At 49.3% G+C, this 18,849-nt stretch carries 20 protein-coding genes; 3 read left to right on the forward strand and 17 right to left on the reverse strand.

All coding sequences use genetic code 11. The annotated features are described in order from the left end of the window. Nucleotides 1–26: 26 nt before the first annotated feature. The 13 genes from LACZS1_RS13235 to LACZS1_RS13295 all read right to left on the reverse strand — a co-directional run bounded on the left by LACZS1_RS13235 (nucleotide 27) and on the right by LACZS1_RS13295 (nucleotide 13,327). Nucleotides 27–1,400 (reverse strand): ABC transporter substrate-binding protein, encoded by a 1,374-nt coding sequence (locus tag LACZS1_RS13235; protein WP_070651201.1) that lies wholly within the window; start codon nucleotides 1,398–1,400, stop codon nucleotides 27–29. After that, nucleotides 1,397–2,212 carry a carbohydrate ABC transporter permease gene (locus LACZS1_RS13240; RefSeq protein WP_070651199.1) on the reverse strand — a complete coding sequence of 272 codons (816 nt, stop codon included), beginning with the start codon at nucleotides 2,210–2,212 and terminating at the stop codon, nucleotides 1,397–1,399. The genes LACZS1_RS13235 and LACZS1_RS13240 overlap by 4 nt, the downstream gene beginning before the upstream one ends. Next, the gene (locus LACZS1_RS13245) at nucleotides 2,209–3,141 is read right to left on the reverse strand and encodes a carbohydrate ABC transporter permease (RefSeq protein WP_070651197.1); all 933 of its coding nucleotides are present in this window, start codon (nucleotides 3,139–3,141) and stop codon (nucleotides 2,209–2,211) included. The genes LACZS1_RS13240 and LACZS1_RS13245 overlap by 4 nt, the downstream gene beginning before the upstream one ends. Then, nucleotides 3,131–4,246 carry an ABC transporter ATP-binding protein gene (locus LACZS1_RS13250; RefSeq protein ID WP_047106881.1) on the reverse strand — a complete coding sequence of 372 codons (1,116 nt, stop codon included), beginning with the start codon at nucleotides 4,244–4,246 and terminating at the stop codon, nucleotides 3,131–3,133. The genes LACZS1_RS13245 and LACZS1_RS13250 overlap by 11 nt, the downstream gene beginning before the upstream one ends. A 318-nt stretch (nucleotides 4,247–4,564) precedes the next feature. Next, on the reverse strand, nucleotides 4,565–5,854 hold the full coding sequence (locus LACZS1_RS13255) for an MFS transporter (RefSeq protein ID WP_070651195.1): 1,290 nt from the start codon (nucleotides 5,852–5,854) through the stop codon (nucleotides 4,565–4,567). A 222-nt stretch (nucleotides 5,855–6,076) separates the two neighbouring features. Then, nucleotides 6,077–6,862 carry a serine hydrolase gene (locus tag LACZS1_RS13260; RefSeq protein ID WP_306402871.1) on the reverse strand — a complete coding sequence of 262 codons (786 nt, stop codon included), beginning with the start codon at nucleotides 6,860–6,862 and terminating at the stop codon, nucleotides 6,077–6,079. Nucleotides 6,863–6,997: 135 nt separating this feature from the next. Continuing rightward, nucleotides 6,998–8,017, reverse strand: coding sequence for a serine hydrolase domain-containing protein (locus tag LACZS1_RS13265; RefSeq protein ID WP_070651192.1), 1,020 nt, complete (start codon nucleotides 8,015–8,017; stop codon nucleotides 6,998–7,000). Continuing rightward, a complete protein-coding gene (gene murQ / locus LACZS1_RS13270) occupies nucleotides 8,001–8,921 on the reverse strand; it encodes an N-acetylmuramic acid 6-phosphate etherase (RefSeq protein ID WP_083311594.1) in 921 nt (306 codons plus the stop codon). The genes LACZS1_RS13265 and murQ overlap by 17 nt, the downstream gene beginning before the upstream one ends. Then, nucleotides 8,848–9,780, reverse strand: coding sequence for a MurR/RpiR family transcriptional regulator (locus tag LACZS1_RS13275; RefSeq protein ID WP_070651190.1), 933 nt, complete (start codon nucleotides 9,778–9,780; stop codon nucleotides 8,848–8,850). Before LACZS1_RS13275 ends, murQ begins: the two co-directional genes overlap by 74 nt. Further along, the gene (locus tag LACZS1_RS13280) at nucleotides 9,777–10,262 is read right to left on the reverse strand and encodes a PTS sugar transporter subunit IIB (protein ID WP_010490599.1); all 486 of its coding nucleotides are present in this window, start codon (nucleotides 10,260–10,262) and stop codon (nucleotides 9,777–9,779) included. Before LACZS1_RS13280 ends, LACZS1_RS13275 begins: the two co-directional genes overlap by 4 nt. Before the next feature lie 37 nt (nucleotides 10,263–10,299). Next, on the reverse strand, nucleotides 10,300–11,136 hold the full coding sequence (locus LACZS1_RS13285) for a PTS system mannose/fructose/sorbose family transporter subunit IID (protein WP_047106871.1): 837 nt from the start codon (nucleotides 11,134–11,136) through the stop codon (nucleotides 10,300–10,302). Further along, nucleotides 11,129–11,965 carry a PTS mannose/fructose/sorbose/N-acetylgalactosamine transporter subunit IIC gene (locus tag LACZS1_RS13290; RefSeq protein WP_070651188.1) on the reverse strand — a complete coding sequence of 279 codons (837 nt, stop codon included), beginning with the start codon at nucleotides 11,963–11,965 and terminating at the stop codon, nucleotides 11,129–11,131. The genes LACZS1_RS13285 and LACZS1_RS13290 overlap by 8 nt, the downstream gene beginning before the upstream one ends. Nucleotides 11,966–12,259: 294 nt before the next feature. Beyond that, a complete protein-coding gene (locus LACZS1_RS13295) occupies nucleotides 12,260–13,327 on the reverse strand; it encodes an endonuclease/exonuclease/phosphatase family protein (protein WP_070651186.1) in 1,068 nt (355 codons plus the stop codon). A 147-nt stretch (nucleotides 13,328–13,474) separates the two neighbouring features. On the opposite strand from LACZS1_RS13295, the gene LACZS1_RS13300 reads away from it, so the two are divergent. After that, nucleotides 13,475–14,407 (forward strand): DHH family phosphoesterase, encoded by a 933-nt coding sequence (locus LACZS1_RS13300; protein ID WP_070651184.1) that lies wholly within the window; start codon nucleotides 13,475–13,477, stop codon nucleotides 14,405–14,407. Between the two features lie 248 nt (nucleotides 14,408–14,655). Here the strand turns inward: LACZS1_RS13300 and LACZS1_RS13305 are convergent, their stop codons facing one another. Then, a complete protein-coding gene (locus tag LACZS1_RS13305; protein WP_070651182.1) occupies nucleotides 14,656–15,411 on the reverse strand; it encodes a class I SAM-dependent methyltransferase in 756 nt (251 codons plus the stop codon). A gap of 227 nt (nucleotides 15,412–15,638) precedes the next feature. Further along, nucleotides 15,639–15,959, reverse strand: a complete 321-nt coding sequence (locus LACZS1_RS13310) for a DMT family transporter (RefSeq protein ID WP_070651180.1) — start codon at nucleotides 15,957–15,959, stop codon at nucleotides 15,639–15,641. A 402-nt stretch (nucleotides 15,960–16,361) separates the two neighbouring features. Here LACZS1_RS13310 and LACZS1_RS13315 point away from each other — a divergent pair, with 402 nt between their 5' ends. Both LACZS1_RS13315 and LACZS1_RS13320 read left to right on the forward strand, forming a co-directional pair. Continuing rightward, entirely contained in the window at nucleotides 16,362–16,901 is a 540-nt protein-coding gene (locus LACZS1_RS13315; protein ID WP_070651178.1) for a hypothetical protein, read from the forward strand. A gap of 49 nt (nucleotides 16,902–16,950) precedes the next feature. Then, nucleotides 16,951–17,145, forward strand: a complete 195-nt coding sequence (locus LACZS1_RS13320) for a hypothetical protein (protein WP_047106861.1) — start codon at nucleotides 16,951–16,953, stop codon at nucleotides 17,143–17,145. 75 nt (nucleotides 17,146–17,220) lie between these two features. Here the strand turns inward: LACZS1_RS13320 and LACZS1_RS13325 are convergent, their stop codons facing one another. Next, complete coding sequence (locus tag LACZS1_RS13325) at nucleotides 17,221–18,036, reverse strand: hypothetical protein (RefSeq protein WP_070651176.1); 816 nt, start codon at nucleotides 18,034–18,036, stop codon at nucleotides 17,221–17,223. 76 nt (nucleotides 18,037–18,112) lie between these two features. Then, entirely contained in the window at nucleotides 18,113–18,841 is a 729-nt protein-coding gene (locus LACZS1_RS13330; protein ID WP_070651174.1) for a GNAT family N-acetyltransferase, read from the reverse strand. Between the last annotated feature and the right edge of the window lie 8 nt (nucleotides 18,842–18,849).

Genomic DNA, 18,849 nt, shown 5'->3' on the forward strand with positions numbered 1-18,849 from the left:
TTCGGCAATGTTGTTAAAACTTACGATCAGCGTTTGTAATCCAACAAATTACCGCTGACAGAGTTGGTCTTGGAAATTGCGGTATTGGTGCTTGATTCGGCCTCATCTAAGGCTTTCTTGACATCTGCTCCACCGTAAATCTGCTGCATGGCCAACTCGACATTTTGCCGTTCTTCCTGGATATTGCTGAAAAAGGCGCCGGCTGTGGCGGCATTGATTTTACCTTGATTGAGTTGCTCAATTGGCACTGCCAAGGCAGGATTCTTCTTGATCGCATTGGCCAGTGTCTTAACTTTGTTGGCTTTCTGGTTGACCGCGAAGTAACCGGTACCGAGTTGCCAAGCTGCCTGAGCCTTTGGCGTCATGAGGTACTTCATGAACTGCCAGGCGCCTTCTTGAACGGCTGTCGGCTTGTTCTTGGTGATCCAGAGACTGGCCCCGCCAATTGCAACCCCATTGGCCTTGGTATCATCCGGATGCGGTGTGAACGTAACGCCGTAGTCAAATTTGGCGTTTTTCTGCAGCTGCCCCAGCATTGCCGAGCTTTGCATGAAAATACCGACCTTTTGCGCCAAGAATGCTGCGCTTTGGTTGTTAGCAGCAGCTGATCCGGTACCGAAGTTTTGGAAAGCGCCTTGCTTGATGACATCCTGCAGCCAGTTCATACTTTTGACCATTTCTGGCGAATTCAACGTTGCTTGGGTGGCCATTGCCTGACGTCCGTTATCATGGTTGACCACCAGCGAATTCTGGTTAGCAACCAATTCTTCCGGCAGCCAGCCATAGATCTGCATGGTCATCCCTTTAACGGCACCTTTACTTTTCTTGGTTAAGGCAACGGCAGCCTTGGTGATGTCGCTATAGGATGGCGACAGCGGCAAGTCCGCAATGCCATATTTCTTGAACAGCGCCTTGTTATAGTACATGACCGAGCTGGACGAGTTAAACGGCATGGAAGCTAGCTTGCCATTGATCTTATAGGCTGCCGTCACACCGGGATACAGTTGACTCAGATCATAATGATCGCGATCGATGAACTTTTGCACCGGCACGGTCGAGTTGAGGCCGATCATCATCGACTGGTTGGCCTGGTCACTCTGAATTAAGTCAGGCGAGACATTGCTGCCGACCGTATTGGCGTACTTCATAATCGACAATTCATAACTGCCGGCGTAAATCGGCTTAACCGTATACTTGGTTTGGCTTTTGTTGAATTGATCGACCAACTTTTCCAGTACTTTTTCATTCGGACCGTTCATCGAATGCCAAAACGTGATAGTGGTCCGGCCATTATCCGACGCCGCAGCGGTTTTTTGTTGCCCGGTCAGGAAAAAGGCAAGGCCTAAAATGACCGCAAGCGCCGCGATCAACGCGATAATTTTCTTGTATGTGGTTTTCACCCCTTCGTCCCCCCTGCATTCAAATTACGCTTGAAGAACTTCTGGCCAATCAGCAGCAACGCCAAGGTTGGCAACAGGACGATAATCGCCGTGGCCATGACCATGCCCCAGTTAGCGAAGGTGTCTTCAGACTGTAACTGTTTCAAGCCAACCTGCACTGGCCGGAAGTCGTCCGAGAACGTGGTAATCAACGGCCACAGGTATTGGTTCCAATGCGTCAGGAACGTGTACAGCGAAAAGGTAATCAACATGCTGCGGCTGTATGGAATCGCGATTTTCCAAAGAAACTGCAAACGACTGAGGCCGAGATACTTCCCAAAGTCTACGAGGTCCGTGGGAATCTGTAAAAAGGCCTGCCGCAACATGAAGACCCCGAAGGCAGATGTGAAGAATGGAATCGTCAAGCCGGCGTAATTGTTCAACCAACCGAACGCCTTCACCGTCTGGAAATTAGGAATGATCTGCGCTTCAAACGGCAGCATCATCGTGATCAAAAAGGCAAAGAACAACTGTTTCTTATACCGGAAATTCATGAACGCAAACGCGTAAGCCGCCAGTGTACATAAAACCAGCTGGCCGATCGTGATCAGTCCGGCAGTGACAAACGAATTGATCATGTAACGGATAATCGGCGTGGTCACAAATGCCTGCCAGTAATTGTTTAACGAAATATTGGTCGATAAGAAGTTCCCCGCCGCAATATCTTTGGTCGGCAGCAATGACGCCCAGATTCCCAGCAAGATCGGGAACAGGAGTACCACCGCCACAACGGTCAACAACAGATAGCGTGTCCCATTTTTGACATGTGTCATGCGTAATACACCTTCCGTTCTGTGAAGTGGAATTGAACCCAGGTTGCCAACGCGATAATCACAGTTAAGACAATCGACTCTGCACTTGCGGTCCCGAAGTTATGGAAGGCAAACGCATCTTGATAAATCTTATAGGCCAAAAAGTTCGTCGCGTTGTTAGGGCCGCCGCCGGTAATCAGGTCAATCTGGGCAAACATTTTGAACCCATCGATAATTTCGACAACAAATAGGAAGAACAAGGTTGGCGAAATCATCGGCACCGTAATTTTCAACGTCTGCTTAAACTGCGACCAGCCGGCAATATCGGCCACTTCATAGTATTCAGGCGGGACACTCTGAAAGGCACTGAGCAGAATCAGAAAGGCAAAGCCCAACGCCATCCAGACACTAGCCAGCACAATGACAATCATGGCGCCGGTCGGATCAACTAACAAGTTGGCATTCGTGACGCCCATCGCCTTCAAGGCAAAGCTTGCAAGGCCCACAGATGGGTTGAACAGGAACAGCCACAGAATCGAAGCCGCAGCGGCACTGGTGCCCATTGTGCCAGCAAAGGCGGTCTGGAACCAGCTAATCCGCCGCAATTTCATCGTCGCCAACCGGGCCAAGACAACCCCGAGAATAATAGTTACCAATGCAAACGCAACGACATACACTAAGGTGCCGGCTAGGCTTTTGAGGAATAATGGATCTTTGAAAATATCGAGATAGTTGCCGAGTCCGACAAACTTAGCTGATTCACCGCGAATGTTGGTCGCAAAGAAACTGTTGTAAACCGTCATGATCATCGGATAAAACGTAAATAAGGTCAGGATCAACAGCGATGGCATTAAGAACCAAAAGGCCGGCTTGTTGTTTTCGCGAAGCGTCGCAACCACTTTGCCTTTTGATTCGGTTGTGGTTTTATTGAGTTCTTTATTAAGCTCCATAACCTGCCGCCTCCTTTACCGGTGCCGCAACAATCCGTTCGCCGTCGTCAACGTTGAAAAGGTGCCATTCATCGGCACTGGCTGGAAGCAGCAGATTGAGTTCAGCGCCCACTGCGACCGTGAACTGTTCCGGTACCCGGCTCACGAGTGGCTGGCCGTCATAATCGCAGAAAATCAAGGTGTCGTTGCCAAGCTGCTGCAAACTTTTGACTTTCGCTGTGATGGTATCCGGATTGGCAATGGAAACCGGCACCAGTTTCTCTGGCCGAATGCCAAGATGATAAGAACCGGCTGGCAGATCGAATGGCAGGACAAAGGCATTATCGGTCCAAAAGGCATTGCCGATACTGAAGCGATCGCCTTCGTCATTGACCGTAATCGGTAACAGGTTCATTTCCGGGCTGCCGATAAACTTTGCGACAAACTCGTTGGCCGGATGATTATATAAATCAAGCGGGGTGCCGAGTTGCTGGATTTTTTCATCATCCAACACCAAAATTCGATCGCCCATCGTCATGGCCTCGACCTGGTCATGCGTGACATAAATCAGCGTCATGCCGATTTCACGATGCAAGCGGGCAATTTCTTCACGCATTTCGGTTCGTAGTTGCGCATCGAGATTCGATAGCGGCTCATCCATCAAAACCACCGGGGCTTTAGTTGCCAAAGCACGCGCCAGGCTGACCCGCTGCTGTTGGCCACCGGAGAGCTCTTTTGGCTTCCGGTCACGTAAATCCGTCATGTGAACCAGATCCAGTGCCCAGTCCACCCGCTTGGTCTTTTCATCGTCGGACAGGTCTTGGTTTTCCAAGCCGAACCGAACGTTTTGCGCCACGCTCATGAATGGCAGCAGCGCATAGTTTTGAAAGACCATCGCCAGTTTGCGATCCTTGGGTGGCAAGTCGGTGACGTCGCGCTCGTTAAAATAGATGCGCCCATCTGTCACGCTGGTTAAGCCGGCAATCATCCGCAAGAGCGTACTTTTACCGGAACCAGACGGCCCGACCATGACAAAAAACTCACCGGGTTCGATCTCGACGGAAATATTGGAAAGTACTTTGGTGTTACCAAAAGCCTTTGACACATTCGCTAATCGAATACTCATTCCTCATCAACTCCTTACACAAAGCCTAACAAGCCTTTGTAAAGATCGATGTCAACCCGGTGTATTAATTATGTAAGTGTTCTGTAAAAACAGACGTTGTGAAATGAAACATAGCATTTTGCGGTGCTGTAGAACCAGAGTATCAATGGTTATGGACAATGTTCTACTGTCGTGCCAAACTCCGCAATCTCCGGCCAGCTGGGGCTGGAACGTGGTGGGCACCACTGAGCCCCATCTGGCCTACGATTGCTGCGCCTTGGCACTACAAATCTAGCTTCAAGCATGAGACTTTGTTTCAGTTTGAGTACTATCTTAATCTTACTCAATCTCTTCCTGTTTAAAGAACTGCAGAATTCGTGGCAAAATGGCCAGCATGTATAGTAGTGCCACGACGCCGCTGACGACAAAGACGAGGTAGTTTTGGGCGATATTTTGGAAGAGGAACGTGTAAAAGAACGTGGCGAGGGGCGTGACGGAGTTGTTGATGGTCATCAAGGTTGTGTTGACGCGGCCTAGGAAGCTGGTTGGGACGGTTTTTTGGATGGCCACTTGCATGACAATGTTAGGAATCACGATTAAAAAGCCTAGCACGGTCATGAGGATGGTGCCGCTGATGGACACGTCACTTGCTGTTTTGGCAATATTGAAGATGCCACCCAGCACCACCAGCAACCCACAATCGGCGATCACCGGGCCGAGCATTTTAAAGCGAATATGGCGCTGACTGGCTAAGGTACTCATAAACAGGCTGCCGATTAAAATACCAACCGCCGAGCCTGTCTCCAGATAACCGATCGGCGCACTGCCGAAATGAAGCGTGTTGGTAATGATGAAAGGCATCCCCACCGTCACGCTGGTGAAGCTAAAATTCAACACAACGCCCACCATGATGGCGCCTTTTACCAACGGCCGGGTCTTGATATACCCAATGCCTGCCTTAAACATCGCCAGTGAACGGCCGCTCTCATCTGTTTCGGTACTTACACGGCGCGGCGTCACGTGGAATTTCATCATCAGCATGATGAAAAAAGAAAGCGACGACGCAACGATTTCAATGAAAATAAACGTTTCAAATCCGACCAACGAGTATAACGCCAGCCCCAACATCGGTGAAAAAATCGAGGAAATCGAACTAGCCGTTGACGTCAGTGAGCTCAGTTTCTGAATTTTCTGTTCGTTCACCAGCTCGTGTACAGAAGATGAGTACGCGGTCGAGCTGAAGTCGCTGCACATGTAATCGATAATCGCAAAGAGCACCACGGGGATAAGCTTTTGCACCCCGGAAAAGTTAGGCAAGGCCCATGCGAACACCGCCAGTCCGAGCAGCCTGACAAGATTGCTGACGATTAGAATCGACCGATGCGGGTAGCGATCGACAATGCTTCCCATCGGTACAAAAAGTAGCAGACTGACAAGCGGCCCGACAATCGTCGAGAGGCCAAAGCTAATAGCTAAATGAGTTTGATTCAGCAACATCAACCCCATGCCGAACGAAAACATCCCGCCGCTCAATGCGCCGATCAGGTTGCTGGTAAAGTCCTTGGTAATTTGGCGATTCGATTCCCGGTCCGTAATCATGACAGGGTGAGTGGCGTGTGCTGCTTGCATGAACGATCATCGTCTCTTTTCTTAGCTCATCTTTCTCTAACAATATTAATCATTTTATAATATTTGGGGATACTTTGAAATGGTCAATTTTTCACGCATAGAAAAAACTCAGATCAAGCATCGAGACCGTTAAAAAAACGCGAAACTGGCTTTCACCAACTTTCGCGTCCATCAAACTATTCTCTCTTAGAAACTCTTAAGGAATCCGACCTTTGCGACCAATCACAACAGCCGATCCCGCCGCTGCTGGAAGTCGTCCACGATTAACTCGCCAACCTGCTGATTAAAACGCATGGCGTCTTCTCGCCGGTGATTGTACGTAGTGAGCACCACGGCATACAGCTGCTCACCTTCTGCCGCAAAACATGCCGCGTCGTGTTCACAGTTTGACAATTCACCGCTTTTACCGGCCGTCCAACCCACAAAAGCCCGCATCGTTGGGGCGAGCAACAGTTTCGTACGATTTTGCTGGTGCCGTAACGCCTGCGCGCACCAATCCCCGTCGGCTGACTGGTGGGTCGGCGTTAACAAAGCGCGCAACAGCCGCCAAGCTGCTTCCGCCGTGATCCAGTTATCTGTGTCCGCATGCGACTGCATTAACGCTCGGTTTAATCGGGTGCCGGGAAAATGTTCGGCCAGCCATCGTGAAATGGTCGGCAATCCATATAATTTCAATAGCGCATTCGTCGCCAAATTATCAGACACCATTAGCATCAGCGTTACCAAATCCCGCACGCACCAAGACGACGCCGTCATGAAGCGCAGCACCCCTGCGCCACCAACAGTTGCTGGTAATTCAACCATTCGATTCCACTGAAAAGGATCCGCCTCAGCACGTTTTTTCACGTAAGCAGCAATGCCGAGTTTGATCAAGCTTGCCGCGGGAAACAACGTGTCAGTCTTTGCGCCATAAAGCAGGTGGTGGTCATCCGCCAGCAACAGCGCATGCGGCTCGGCAAAGTGGCGGTGCAATTGGTTAAGTTGTTCAACTAAATGGGCATGCTTCATCTAGACCTATCTCCGATCGCAAACCAAGCGCCAGACAAGCATTAGCTAGACACTCAGCTCAAGTTACTTTCGATCATACACCCATTCGCCGTGCCAATGACCCTCGCTGAGAAAAGATAACACGACCGCTGCTTGTCATTCATCAGGCCATGAGGTGGCGAGCCCGAAAAACCGGGTGAGCAGTTGCATCCGAATGCTGACCCAAGCACGGTTAGTCCGACTGGGATAGATCCGATTCGTCAAGCAAACAAATCCGCGCTGGGTATCGCGATCAAAAGCAATGGAAGTGCCGGTAAAGCCGGTGTGCCAATACTGGTGGCGATTGGCCGACCAGCAACGCCATCCCAACGTGCGTCCGCCGACACAGAAACGATCCAGTAAGGAAAAGGCAGCAGGTGGTAATACCGTCTCACCGTTTGGCACAGGCAACCCTGCCGACAGCCGCGTGAACGTCGTCAAGTCACCTAACGTCGCAGACAACCCGGCGTGCCCGCTAACGCCATCTAGCAAAAAGGCCTTCTGGTCGTGAACCGCCCCCCGCAACACACCGCCGCGATCGGGCACCTTTTCGGTTGGAACAAAATCGCGTGCCGCGACACCGTGGGGTTGATAACCCGTCGCCGTCATCCCCAACGGCGCAAAAATGTGCTTCTGCAGACTGGCCGCTAATGACCCGTCCATTTTAGCCACCGCCCAGCCCAGTAAGATATAATTCAAATCTGAATAAATCGTGGTCGTGTCCGGGGGCGCAACTGCCGGCATTGTTTTTACAGCATTAATCAAGCCGTCGCGATCAAGATCGTGCGCGTTTGCCACATCTGCCGGCAGCCCGCTGCGGTGTAACATGAGCTGCTCAATCGTCAGTTGCGGATATCGCAAGCCATCTACAAGTGACCCGATCGGCTGATTCAGGTGGATTTCTCCCGCCACCAGCAGCTGCAATAACCGCGTCGTCGTCCCCACCACTTTAGTCAGCGAAGCCAAGTCATAGCGGTCCTGTGGCATTAACGGTAGATGATCGGCGCCGGCACCTTGATAACCCAGAAAATATAACGCATTTTCATCCGGCGCAACCAAACTAAACGAAGCACCAAAGACGGCACCCGCGTGAATGGCTTGGGTGATCGGCGCCACTAAATCAGGATTGTCGCCCATGCTCAGCCTCCCATGCCGTTAAAACCGCACTCACGACGCCATCATGCGCAGCCAACACTTGGGTGGCGGTCGCGGCATCCATGCCGGTTTTGGCCATGACGATTGCTACCGGCACCTTATGCGCCGCTGCCCTCAATAAGGAAGCGGCGTGGGACTTGGTAACGCCAGTGGTTTCAACGATAATCCGCTCGGCGCGATCGACCAGCTTAGCATTAGTCGGCAGTACATCGATCATCAAGTTGCCAAACACTTTTCCGGCGCGAATCATCACACCCGTCGACAACATGTTCAAGACCATTTTCTGGGCGGTGCCGGCTTTCATACGGGTTGAGCCGGTAATCACTTCCGGTCCAACCACTGGCGCAATCGCAATGTCGGCGTGAGTGGCTAACTCACTATCGGCCACACAGGTCACGGAGACGGCCAGTGCATGTATCTGCTGCGCGTAGGTCAAAGCACCAATCGCATAAGGCGTGCGGCCGGACGCAGCAATGCCGATCACCGTGTCATTGGCATTTAAATTCAACTGCTTCAGGTCATGTTCGGCCAATTCAGCCGAGTCCTCGGCCCCTTCCACAGATTTGAACATCGCCGACATACCGCCCGCAATCAAGCCCACTGCCCGCTCTGGTGGAATGCCATAAGTCGGCACCAGCTCGGCTGCATCCAAAACACCCAGACGCCCAGATGTGCCTGCTCCGGCGTAAATCAGCCGCCCGCCGCGATTGTAACGCTGACTGGCTTCATCAATGGCCGCGGCAATATGCGCATCTTCCTTAGCGATCGCCGGTGCAATTTTGGCATCTTCATGGTTGATCAAGGCCACAATCTCAGGCGTCGTCATCGTGTCGATGTGCATGCTGGCCGGATTTCTTTGTTCGGTTGTTAGGTCTGCGATTGCCATTTTCCTCACCTCGAATTTTCAATTTCCCGGTTAATTGTGATGTCGCGCGATAATTCTGCTCTGTGCGCTTAATCTCGCCATGAACCACCCCTAAAAATAGAATATTGGCGACATAGGTTTCCGTAAACATAGACGTCACGGCACCGATTCGCAAGAGCGGTTCCGTCGGCGGCAAGGCAATCACGCAACTTGCCACATCCCGCAACGGACTTGGTTCATGACGGGTCACTGCGATCACCGGGGTATGATTACGCCGGGCCTGTTGCGCTGCCAAAACAACTTCTTTGGTGATGCCACTGTAGGAAAAGGCGACCACTGCATCAGCCGAAGTCGTATAATACATCCGCTCCAACGCTGTGTGCGCATCATGATCAAAAATGGCCAGATAGCCCGCCCGGATCAATTTTAAATACAAATCCTGCGCCACAAGTGCCGACGCGCTGATGCCAACCAGATAAATATGCCGGGCGTGCCGCAACGTGGTGATCGCCGATTGAACCGCATCTTGATCCAATGCTTCCGGCAAATCCCGCACCGCCGCAATCGCTGTTTGACTGAGTTTGCGCATCATCGTCAGCAAATCATCGTCGTCCTGTACCAGCGGATCAAGCGGTTGCGGATCGTCTGCCGTCTTGGTTTCGCGCACCAAAGCCAGCTTAAACGATTGTAAGTCATCAAAATCAAACAGGCGCACAAATCGAATGACGGAAGCCGCCGAGACGCCGCTAGCTTGAGCAATCTGCGCCGTTGTCTCGGCGACGAAACCCTCTGGATCGGTGAGTACATGGCGAGCCAAGGCGCGGTTAACCGGGCTCAACTGCGCAAGCCGCGCCTCCACTCTCGTTAAAAGCGGCGTCATTCGGCCTTGTCAATAAACGTGGCGATCGACGTTTTGCTTTCGTTGGGCACCATTTGCGCAGTAATGGTTACCCCTTGTTTAAGCAAACGTCGAATAATCGCGATATCATCAGGCGACAACGCCACAGACGGCTTGATTTTCTTGGTGCCGGGTTTTTCAGACAAGTTGCCGACATTAAACGACTTAATCGGCACGCCGCCGTCAATCAACTTCGCCATGTCCGGAACATTGCGGGTGATCACAAACACTTGATCCGCGGCGAATTTGCCATTTTGCAGATTTTCGATGGCTTTGGCCACTGAGCTGATGGCCAATTTTTTCCCCGCCGGCCGGGCAATTTTCAAACCTTGAATCGCCATGTCATCGTGTACGACTTCATCGTTGACAACCATCAGCCGATTGGCGCCGACCGTATTCGTCCACACCATCGCCACCTGTCCATGAATCATCCGCTCGTCAACCCGTGCTGCCACAATTGTCATTGGAATCCTCTCCTCATATTAGAGTAAAGCACTGTCATTATACTAAGCTGCCAATCCAGCCAAAAATCGCCCCGAGATTGCCCAGCACCATGCCGATCAAAATCAAAACGAAAATCAGCCGCGTGGAATTCATATGCTTCCGCCCCAGAATCCAGTACGAGAACAAGGCAATCGCGAGCGGAATCAACGCCGGCATAATTTTATCGAGCATGGTTTGAACATTCATCGTGACCTTGCCGACTTTATAGGTCAAATCAAGTTTGTAATTAATGACGGCAGGAATCATGGCGCCGACAACCGTTAAGCCAAGAATCGAAGCGCCTTCCGTAAAAATCGCCATGCTGTCGGCGAAGGTCGTTGCCAATCGCGTGCCTTGCGCAAGCCCGACTTGAAACAACTTCCAGCGTACCCATAAAATGGCCAGGCAGCCGACCACCGGAATCAATAAGCCGATTGGTTGATTCGAAAGTGCCATATAGGCCGTGATGGAGTAAATAATCGCATTATAAATCGCAACAAAAATGGTATCCCCAACGCCGGCGAAAGGACCCATTAACCCGGTTTTCAATCCGGCAATGGCTTTTTCATTTTCATCGTTCATCCCCAATTGATCCTGCAAGGCAACATCCGCGCCGACAATCAGATGCGACATTTGCGGGGTGGTGTTGAAGAAGCCCATCTCCATGTTCAGCGCTTGCTTCATTTTGGCAGGATCATCTTTATACAACCGTTTCAAAGCGGGCATCACTGAATACGCGTAGCCTAAGCCCTGCATCTTTTCGTAGTTCCAACCCAACTGCAATCCCAAGACGTTTTGAATGAAGATGTGCTTGAGATCTTTTTTGGTTATTTTGTTTAATTTCAAGTCAGACATCGATCTCGACCTCCTCGTCGTCGCTACTGCCGCTGTCGTTACCACCATTGTCAGGCTTGCTTGGGCCATTGCCGTGGCCGCCATTGTGCTTGCGTTCGTTGGCCTCCATCACGTGAATGGCCGCAAAGACGAAGCCGACCAGCGCTGTGCCCAGCAAGGAGAAGGACTTCGTGAAGTAAGCCATGAGGACAAATCCGAGAATGAAATAAGGGTAATACCGCTTGATCGGCAGGTACCGCATCAGGATCGCAATCCCCATCGCAGGCAAAATAATCCCAGCCGTCTTCAAGCCAACCATCAGCCACGCCGGAATCCAGGCATTGATGGCTTTAACAACCGCCGAGCCGAAGAACAAACCCACAAAAACCGGTAACATACGTGAAACCGTCCACGGAATGATCCCGTAAAGGTTGTTCCGCTCAACGCCTTTATAATCACCCTTGAGTGCCAAGCGATCAGCATGATGCTGAAAAATCGTGTTCGTCATCCGCGCCAGAATATCCATTTGCGTCAGTAACAAGCCAATCGGAATCGCCAACCCGATCCCATAAGCAGCCCCGCGTCCGGACATAATCGCAAACGCGCTGCCCATAATCGAACCGGAAAGAAAGTCCGGCACCGTTGCGCCGCCATAAGTCGCGACCCCCAACGTTGCCAACTGCAAAGTCGCACCGACAATCAAGCCGGTTTTGAGATTGCCCATGACTAGACCAGTTGCCGCACCACCAAACACCGGTGAAAATAATCCGATCTTCAGTGAGAGTGCATCGAGTTGTGCCAAGCCCACATAGATCGTCAGAAAAATAAGTGCAAAAGCAGATATCGACATGATGTTTCCCCTCCCTAATAAGATTTCATCGATCAACCTGATTATGGCGCCTTATGAAACTGTATTTCAAGTATTTGCGTTATAAAAGTTAACATTGAAATACAGTTTCTTTTGGAACAGGAAAGTGTCACGTGTACCAATTAAGGAATTGCGGGTTGGTTTGCCAGCAAAACAGATTGCTGCATCTGTATCTGCATGAGCGTGTACAAAGAAATGGTGTGTTTCACGCTGACACTGCAACGAATGAAGGCATAAAAAAGTGGCCCCATTTTCAGGCCACTAAGGATGTTCGGACTATTGCAACCGGAACTTCAGCACGACCGGATTGTGATCGGAATACTGAAAGCCGGTTGATACCACATGTACACTTTCCGCTTTGATATTGGGGGACAGAATGTAGCCGTCAATTAACGTCACAAAACTTTTTCCGGGTCGATACGGCTGATCAAGGGCGCGGACGGAAGGCACTTTAGCTTCAGCCAAGCCCATGGTCGGGATGTGAAACCCGGCAGGCAATTTCGCCTTAGGAAACAGATGCGTCCAGGTTTCTTCGAGATTTTTGGTGTGGAAAATTTCGGCGGTATTTTTCAATAGTCGGTGGTTATAATCGCCAGCGACCATGACGTAATTGCCTTGCTTGTAGGCATGATCAATATACTTAAACAATTTGGCAAATTGCGCCTGCTGCACCTTTACATTCGGGGTAAAGGCGGACATATGGATGTTGACCATGATGAACTGTTTGCCGTTCGCGACCGTCGTTTTCGTGGCCGTAAAGGCGCGATCCAAGTCAATAATCTTGTTGAAGTCGGTATCAACTGGCAAACTGTAACGGCGGGAACTGTCGACTTTAGCCTTGCTCAGGGTTAAAATCCCCGATTTTGCCTTCCCAATCGGCTGGGTAAACGGATAGAACAAATAGGCGGAATCGTAATTTTGACCGTAAACATTGGCGTATTGTTTTTGCGCCTGCGTTACCATGTTCACTTCATTCACGTGACGGGAACGATCGCCATCCGGATCGATTTCCTGATAAAAGGCAATGTCCGGATCTTGCGCCTGCGTGGTCTTAATGACACCATTGATACTTTTACGCACCGCTTGTTGACTATAAGCCCGCGAATATTTGCCGCCGTCCATGAAAAAACTATAACTCGGCGGATAAGAGCCATACCCGATGTTATAGGTCATGGCCGTATACGTCTGACCTGGCTTGAGTTGGGCATCTTGCTGATTTTTGACTTTCAGCGCCTGATTATCCGGCAATCGATAATAAGTCGTGAAAAGATAAATCAGGTAACCACCTGCGACCAACAGGACGGTGCCAACAACAATGGCAATCCATTTCAATAAGCGTTTCACCAATATTCCCCCATTAAGTTTGGTTTCAATCATTATAACAGTTGTCTTTTCATCAGAGACCGGTACGATTAAGTATGTGTACACGCCGGCCATTTTCGCAAGCAGGATGCACAACTTTACATAACCTAGCATTGAAAGGAACCTGTTATGTCAGCCGAAATCGAGCACATTTTAGCCGCTTTTGATCAATTCGATACCATTATTATTCATCGTCATATCAATCCCGATCCAGACGCCATCGGTTCACAAACCGGGCTGGCGCTGCTGTTGCGGGCAGCTTATCCGCAAAAGACAGTCTACACTGCCGGACCGGCCGCGCCTGACTTGGCTTGGATTGGGCCGCAGCAAGATGTGCCAGCAGCTGCTTATAAGGACGCACTGGTGGTGGTGATCGACACCGCCAATCGCTCGCGCATCGCCGGGACGCATTTTGACCAAGGCGCCATGCTGATTAAAATCGATCACCACCTGAATGAAGATCAACTCGGTGCCATCAGTTGGGTCGACACCAACGCGTCAAGTGCTTCGGAAATGGTTTGGGAGCTGGTGCAACACAGCCAGCGCCTGACGCTCAATCAACCGGCTGCGGCGGCGCTTTACACGGGGATGATCGGTGACACCGGCCGCTTCCTCTACGACTTAACCACAGCCCGCACGCATCTGGCAGCTGCCGATCTGCTTGCGACCGGCATTGACGCACCGGCGATCGGCCGCCGCGAAGACCAGTTCCCGGAAAAGGTCGGTCGACTCATCGGCTGGGCGCTGGAGCATGTTAAAATAACTGCAAACGGTGCCGGATCACTGCTCATCACGCAAAAAGTGTTGCAGCAATTCGACTTAGCTTACGGCGAAGAACAGCGCGCAGTCGGCAATATCGGCAAGCTCGCCAGCATCGACCGCTGGGTAGTGTTCACGGAACGTCAAGATGGTAAATATCGCGTTGAATTGCGGGGTAAAACCAAGGAAATCAACACATTAGCCGTGCGCCATGGCGGCGGTGGCCATCCTTTAGCAAGCGGCGCCGTGGCAGATAATTTTGCTGAAGTGCAGGCAATTACTCAGGAATTAGCGCAACAATAACTTTCATGGAAGATGAGGAAACTCTAAAAGTACTCGCTAACAAAAAGAATAAGGCATTTCTCATCGAGTTGATAAAGCACCCGGTTGTTGAAGCAACTGTCTTGAAAACATTCCACCTCGTGTTTGAGGCTAACCAGCTTAATAAGTAAAAGAAGGCTTAAAATCCGAAACTAGATCGGATTTTAAGCCTTCTTCACTTATTACTTGCATACTGCGACTGGTGCTAATCGCAAGTCGCCGTTTCTACCTCAGTCTTCATCCTTCTTCGCCACAATGATAAAGCGATCTTCAAAAGTTGTAATGGCACCGACACTTGCAATGATGTCCTGTAATTGGTGAAGTTTCGTCATGGCTCGGTTAACGTCAAAGTTAGGAAACTCCCACGGAATGACCGTCGCATAGTATACAATGGCACCAACATCCGTAAAGCGCATTTTAACAAAAGATGAATCTGCTTTTAGAATCCGGAAACCGTCGTTCTGTAATTGCGTCAAAACTTGCAACAGATTGTTGTCAGGGAATGCGGGAGCGTACTTCTCATTCAAGAATCGCGATAACGAGTAATTATTAGTTGCCCCCACTTGTTGTGAAATAAAAATACCGCCAGGACGTAAGACACGCGCAATTGCAGCGATCGGTAATCCACCATGACTATTCGTCACCACTTCGAAATGACCACTAGGCACCTGCGCCATTTGGCCTTCCGGATCGGCATACAACGTTATTCCCTGTGGTACCCGTGTACGTTTCAACAAATCAATATTCGGCTGCCAACCTTCTGTTACCGAAGTCTTTTCAACGGGATGCTCAAACGAACTCATCAGTTCCCCGCCGCCGGTGTCCATGTCTAGCCATTCATCAGCCGGTTTTAAATGCTGTCTCACCAAATCTCGATAATCCCATGGCAAAGCGGCAGTCTCACAGCGACCCTTTAAGTGGCTAAAATCCCAGCCATGCATCGCTTGGTGACTTTCTTCAATCCAAGCCTCTTCATTTTGATTCATTGTCTTTTACACTATCGCTTTCAGCCGATTCGATTGTATTACCAAGCTTTTCCGCAAAAGCCGTTATATATGTCACGCTTAATAATGGTTTGCCACCCAATCTGCTACTTTCACCATATCTCAGACAAGGGATGCTTACAGCCTTCACACGATACGATCTGGTAACATCTGCACACCACACCTTTAATGTGACTTAAGTTTATCATTTCAGAAGGTTCATTTGGCGACTAATCGCCACTGGTCACTTTAATGCCGACGATCCCGATCACTAACAATGCGATGAAAAGCCAAGTTGCTGGCTGCAGTTGATCCTTAAACAAAATTACACCAACAATGATCGAGCCAACCGCACCGATCCCAGTCCAAACCGGGTATGCCAGACTTAACGGCAGATGCTTGACCGCCAACGCAAGAAAGCCAAAACTTAAAATCATCCCTGCCAACGTAGCTAAGGTAAAACCTAATCGGGAAAAACCGTGCGACAACTTCATAAACGTTGCCCAAACGACTTCAAAACCGCCCGCTAAAACTAAATAAAACCACTGCATGTTCTTTTCCTCCTGTGATTAAATGCCAGTCATCAACCATCACAGCCAAACAAAAAAGGGTGACAGTACCCGCAACCGCTACATTGACCTAATGCGGTTGCGATACTGTCACCCGGCAGTGACTGGTTATTTAAATTGCTGTTGTTAGGTATCTTTTCACATATTTGCCGCGGTGTCAAATTAGACATAGCGTTCATGACTTGTAGATAGATATGAGTGCGAGCCTAACAGTCAATTTCATAGCTCAAGAAACCCGATAAGAAGAATTCGATGCCTAGCTTTATAAGAGCAAAATTCCGATGTTATAAATTAAAAATTTAATTTTTCCTTGCAATATCATTACATTTAAGTTAATTTAAAATAATCAAAATTTTAAAAAGCTAATTCTAGAAGGCTTCATCAATGATAAAACCGAATTCTTTTAACCATCACAAGATATCTTATGTAGCATTAATTTCAGTTGCTACTGTTCTACTCGCAACAGTTATAACGCCATCGCTCGGTGTCGGTGCGGCAAGTACTACAAAGGGATCTCAGTATCAAGTTACAAGCATGGCAAATCGTCCAGCGCAATTGCAAACAGATGATCTCCCAAATGCAAATTATGGCTATGTAGAAGGCAACAAGTGGTATTTCGCTCAATATATAACACCTAGTGACGTACAAAACATTGCAAACATCGGTGGCCTTCCAGATTTCTTAGCGACTGATAATGTTACAAAAATGGGGATCGACGCCGCAATCCAGGCAATTGCGAACCATATAGGCGCAGGCCAATACGTCACGGCTTATATGCTTTATTCAGCTATCTTTTCTGACTACATGACCCCTTTTAAAAAGGCAGCAGCCTTAAACCGTGGTGTTTATGTTGTCACAGAAGTCGATGTTACAAATCCGACTGCAGGCACAAACTATGTTGAGTATCGAATTGCTTCTTACTAAGGACGATCTATAACAAGTTTATTCTTAGTCATGTATTCGGAGGACAATTATGCGATGGCATTATCGAGTAAATTTAAAATACTGGTTCATAGTTTTGCTGGTTGTTATCATCTGTAGTCCGATCGCCTATATCGTAAGTAGCTGGTTTGGTCAACTAACTCCTTATTTCCGTTTTGGCAGCATCATTTTTATTGCATGGTTAGCTGCGAAAGTCGGAAGCAAAATTGCTGCTCCAAATCAGTGAACACCAGACAAATAGGCGCATTCCCCTGCAGTGGGAATGCGCCGTTCGTCTTTTTAACGTTTCTTCCTACGCTTCTTAATTCTTCCGCTTGCCCCGCTTATAATCAGACAACGAAATCGTTCTACCTTTTGGCTTAGCAGGCTTGGGTAATAACGCGGCCCCCTCCGCAACCGCTGCTAACAGTTCATGGCCACGCTTGCTTGTGATCTTCTTATTTTGAATCAAGTATTTAAGCAACTCTGTCAGACTAGTGACAAGCGCCTGTGCTCGAAATACGGGTTGCTGCTTAATGCTATCGTTGATGTAGTTGTAAAAATGCTTAGGTTCCCATCTCTTGAGCGTCTCTAAGTATTGCGCGTACAAGGCATCGCCCATCTTCACAACCTCATTAACTACTAGTTCTTGGGTATAAGCGTCACGCAGGTCTTGATTATCGTCGTCGGCCCACGTCAATCGACTGAACTTGAGCACCTGATTGTGATTTCTAGTCGCTGTTGCCAATTGCCAGTGGCGATCCCCAATTTCCTCAACATGGTTTTGGGTGCGATATGCTTCATCAGGTTCGTAGACAAATTCTTTTCGATAAAATAAGCCTTGTGCTGCTCGTTTTGTTTGTTCAATCTCATTGTATTTATCTTGAAACGCTTCAAACGCATCAGGATCAGTGGGATCAACACCGGCTTTCTTGATGGCAAGGCCAAACTTCTTAGCTGGTCCATAGTTTTCCGGATCTTGCGCCAATGCAACCATCTTTGGCGCGGCTTCAGCAATGGCATCGTGGACACGTTTACCAATAACTGGCCGAATGTAGTTGCTTTTTGTCATAAAATCAACAAACTGCGTCAAGACTGGCCATGACTTGCGGTGAAATCGGCAGATCAGACATGACATTTTCCCCTCTTTCAATGACATTGCATAAACTTCTAGTGTTCCCGGTGCTGGCACATCATATAGCTCCAACACCGGATTAACATTTCCCGATCATTAATTCTGTCCATCCAAATACGAATCCTGCCCGAATCGCGACATTCATTGACTGAACATGTGAAAACTGCGTGCCATAGACGGGCAAAATATCCGGCCGGCGACTCTGAATAGTAGCGGTTAGTTGTTTAACCAATTGAGCAGCAATGCCACGATGTCGATATCGCGGATCAAGAATTTCGACACTGATCTCCCAGCAAGTATCCCCATTCTGGCTCGCACCGGCTATGGCTTTTAATTCTCCATCAATGCGGTAAGCAATGCCCAATTGATCCGGGTAATGGCGATCATAACCGAACACCATTGAGATTGCCTTATTTGCTCGATAAGCGGGAATTTCATTAGCTTCAATCAGATGCATCTCCGGCATGAGGTTTGGCGCAAACCGCTGACTCGGCACGAAAAAAGGGCCCATGTTGCTCGCCTTTAGCCCAAAACCGCCTAAAATTGTTGTCAATTTAGTTAAATTGGCCATCGACAAAAACCACGCGCCATCCTCTTCACCAAATGCCTGCTTCAAAGCTGTTGCGGCTTCTGGATTTATCACACGCACAAACAAGCGATTGTCCCGAATCACAATGTCGCCTTCATCGCGTGCCCAAAAACGTGCCGCAACTTGAGGTGGCTTAGCCATAAAAAGGTTCCGTGAACCTTCCAGTTCTGCCGCCGACAATTGAAAATCAAGTCCTAACTGGGTCGTGATCAATGACATACTGTGTC

The sequence above is a fragment of the Lacticaseibacillus zeae subsp. silagei genome (assembly GCF_030770335.1).
Lineage (GTDB): Bacteria > Bacillota > Bacilli > Lactobacillales > Lactobacillaceae > Lacticaseibacillus > Lacticaseibacillus zeae.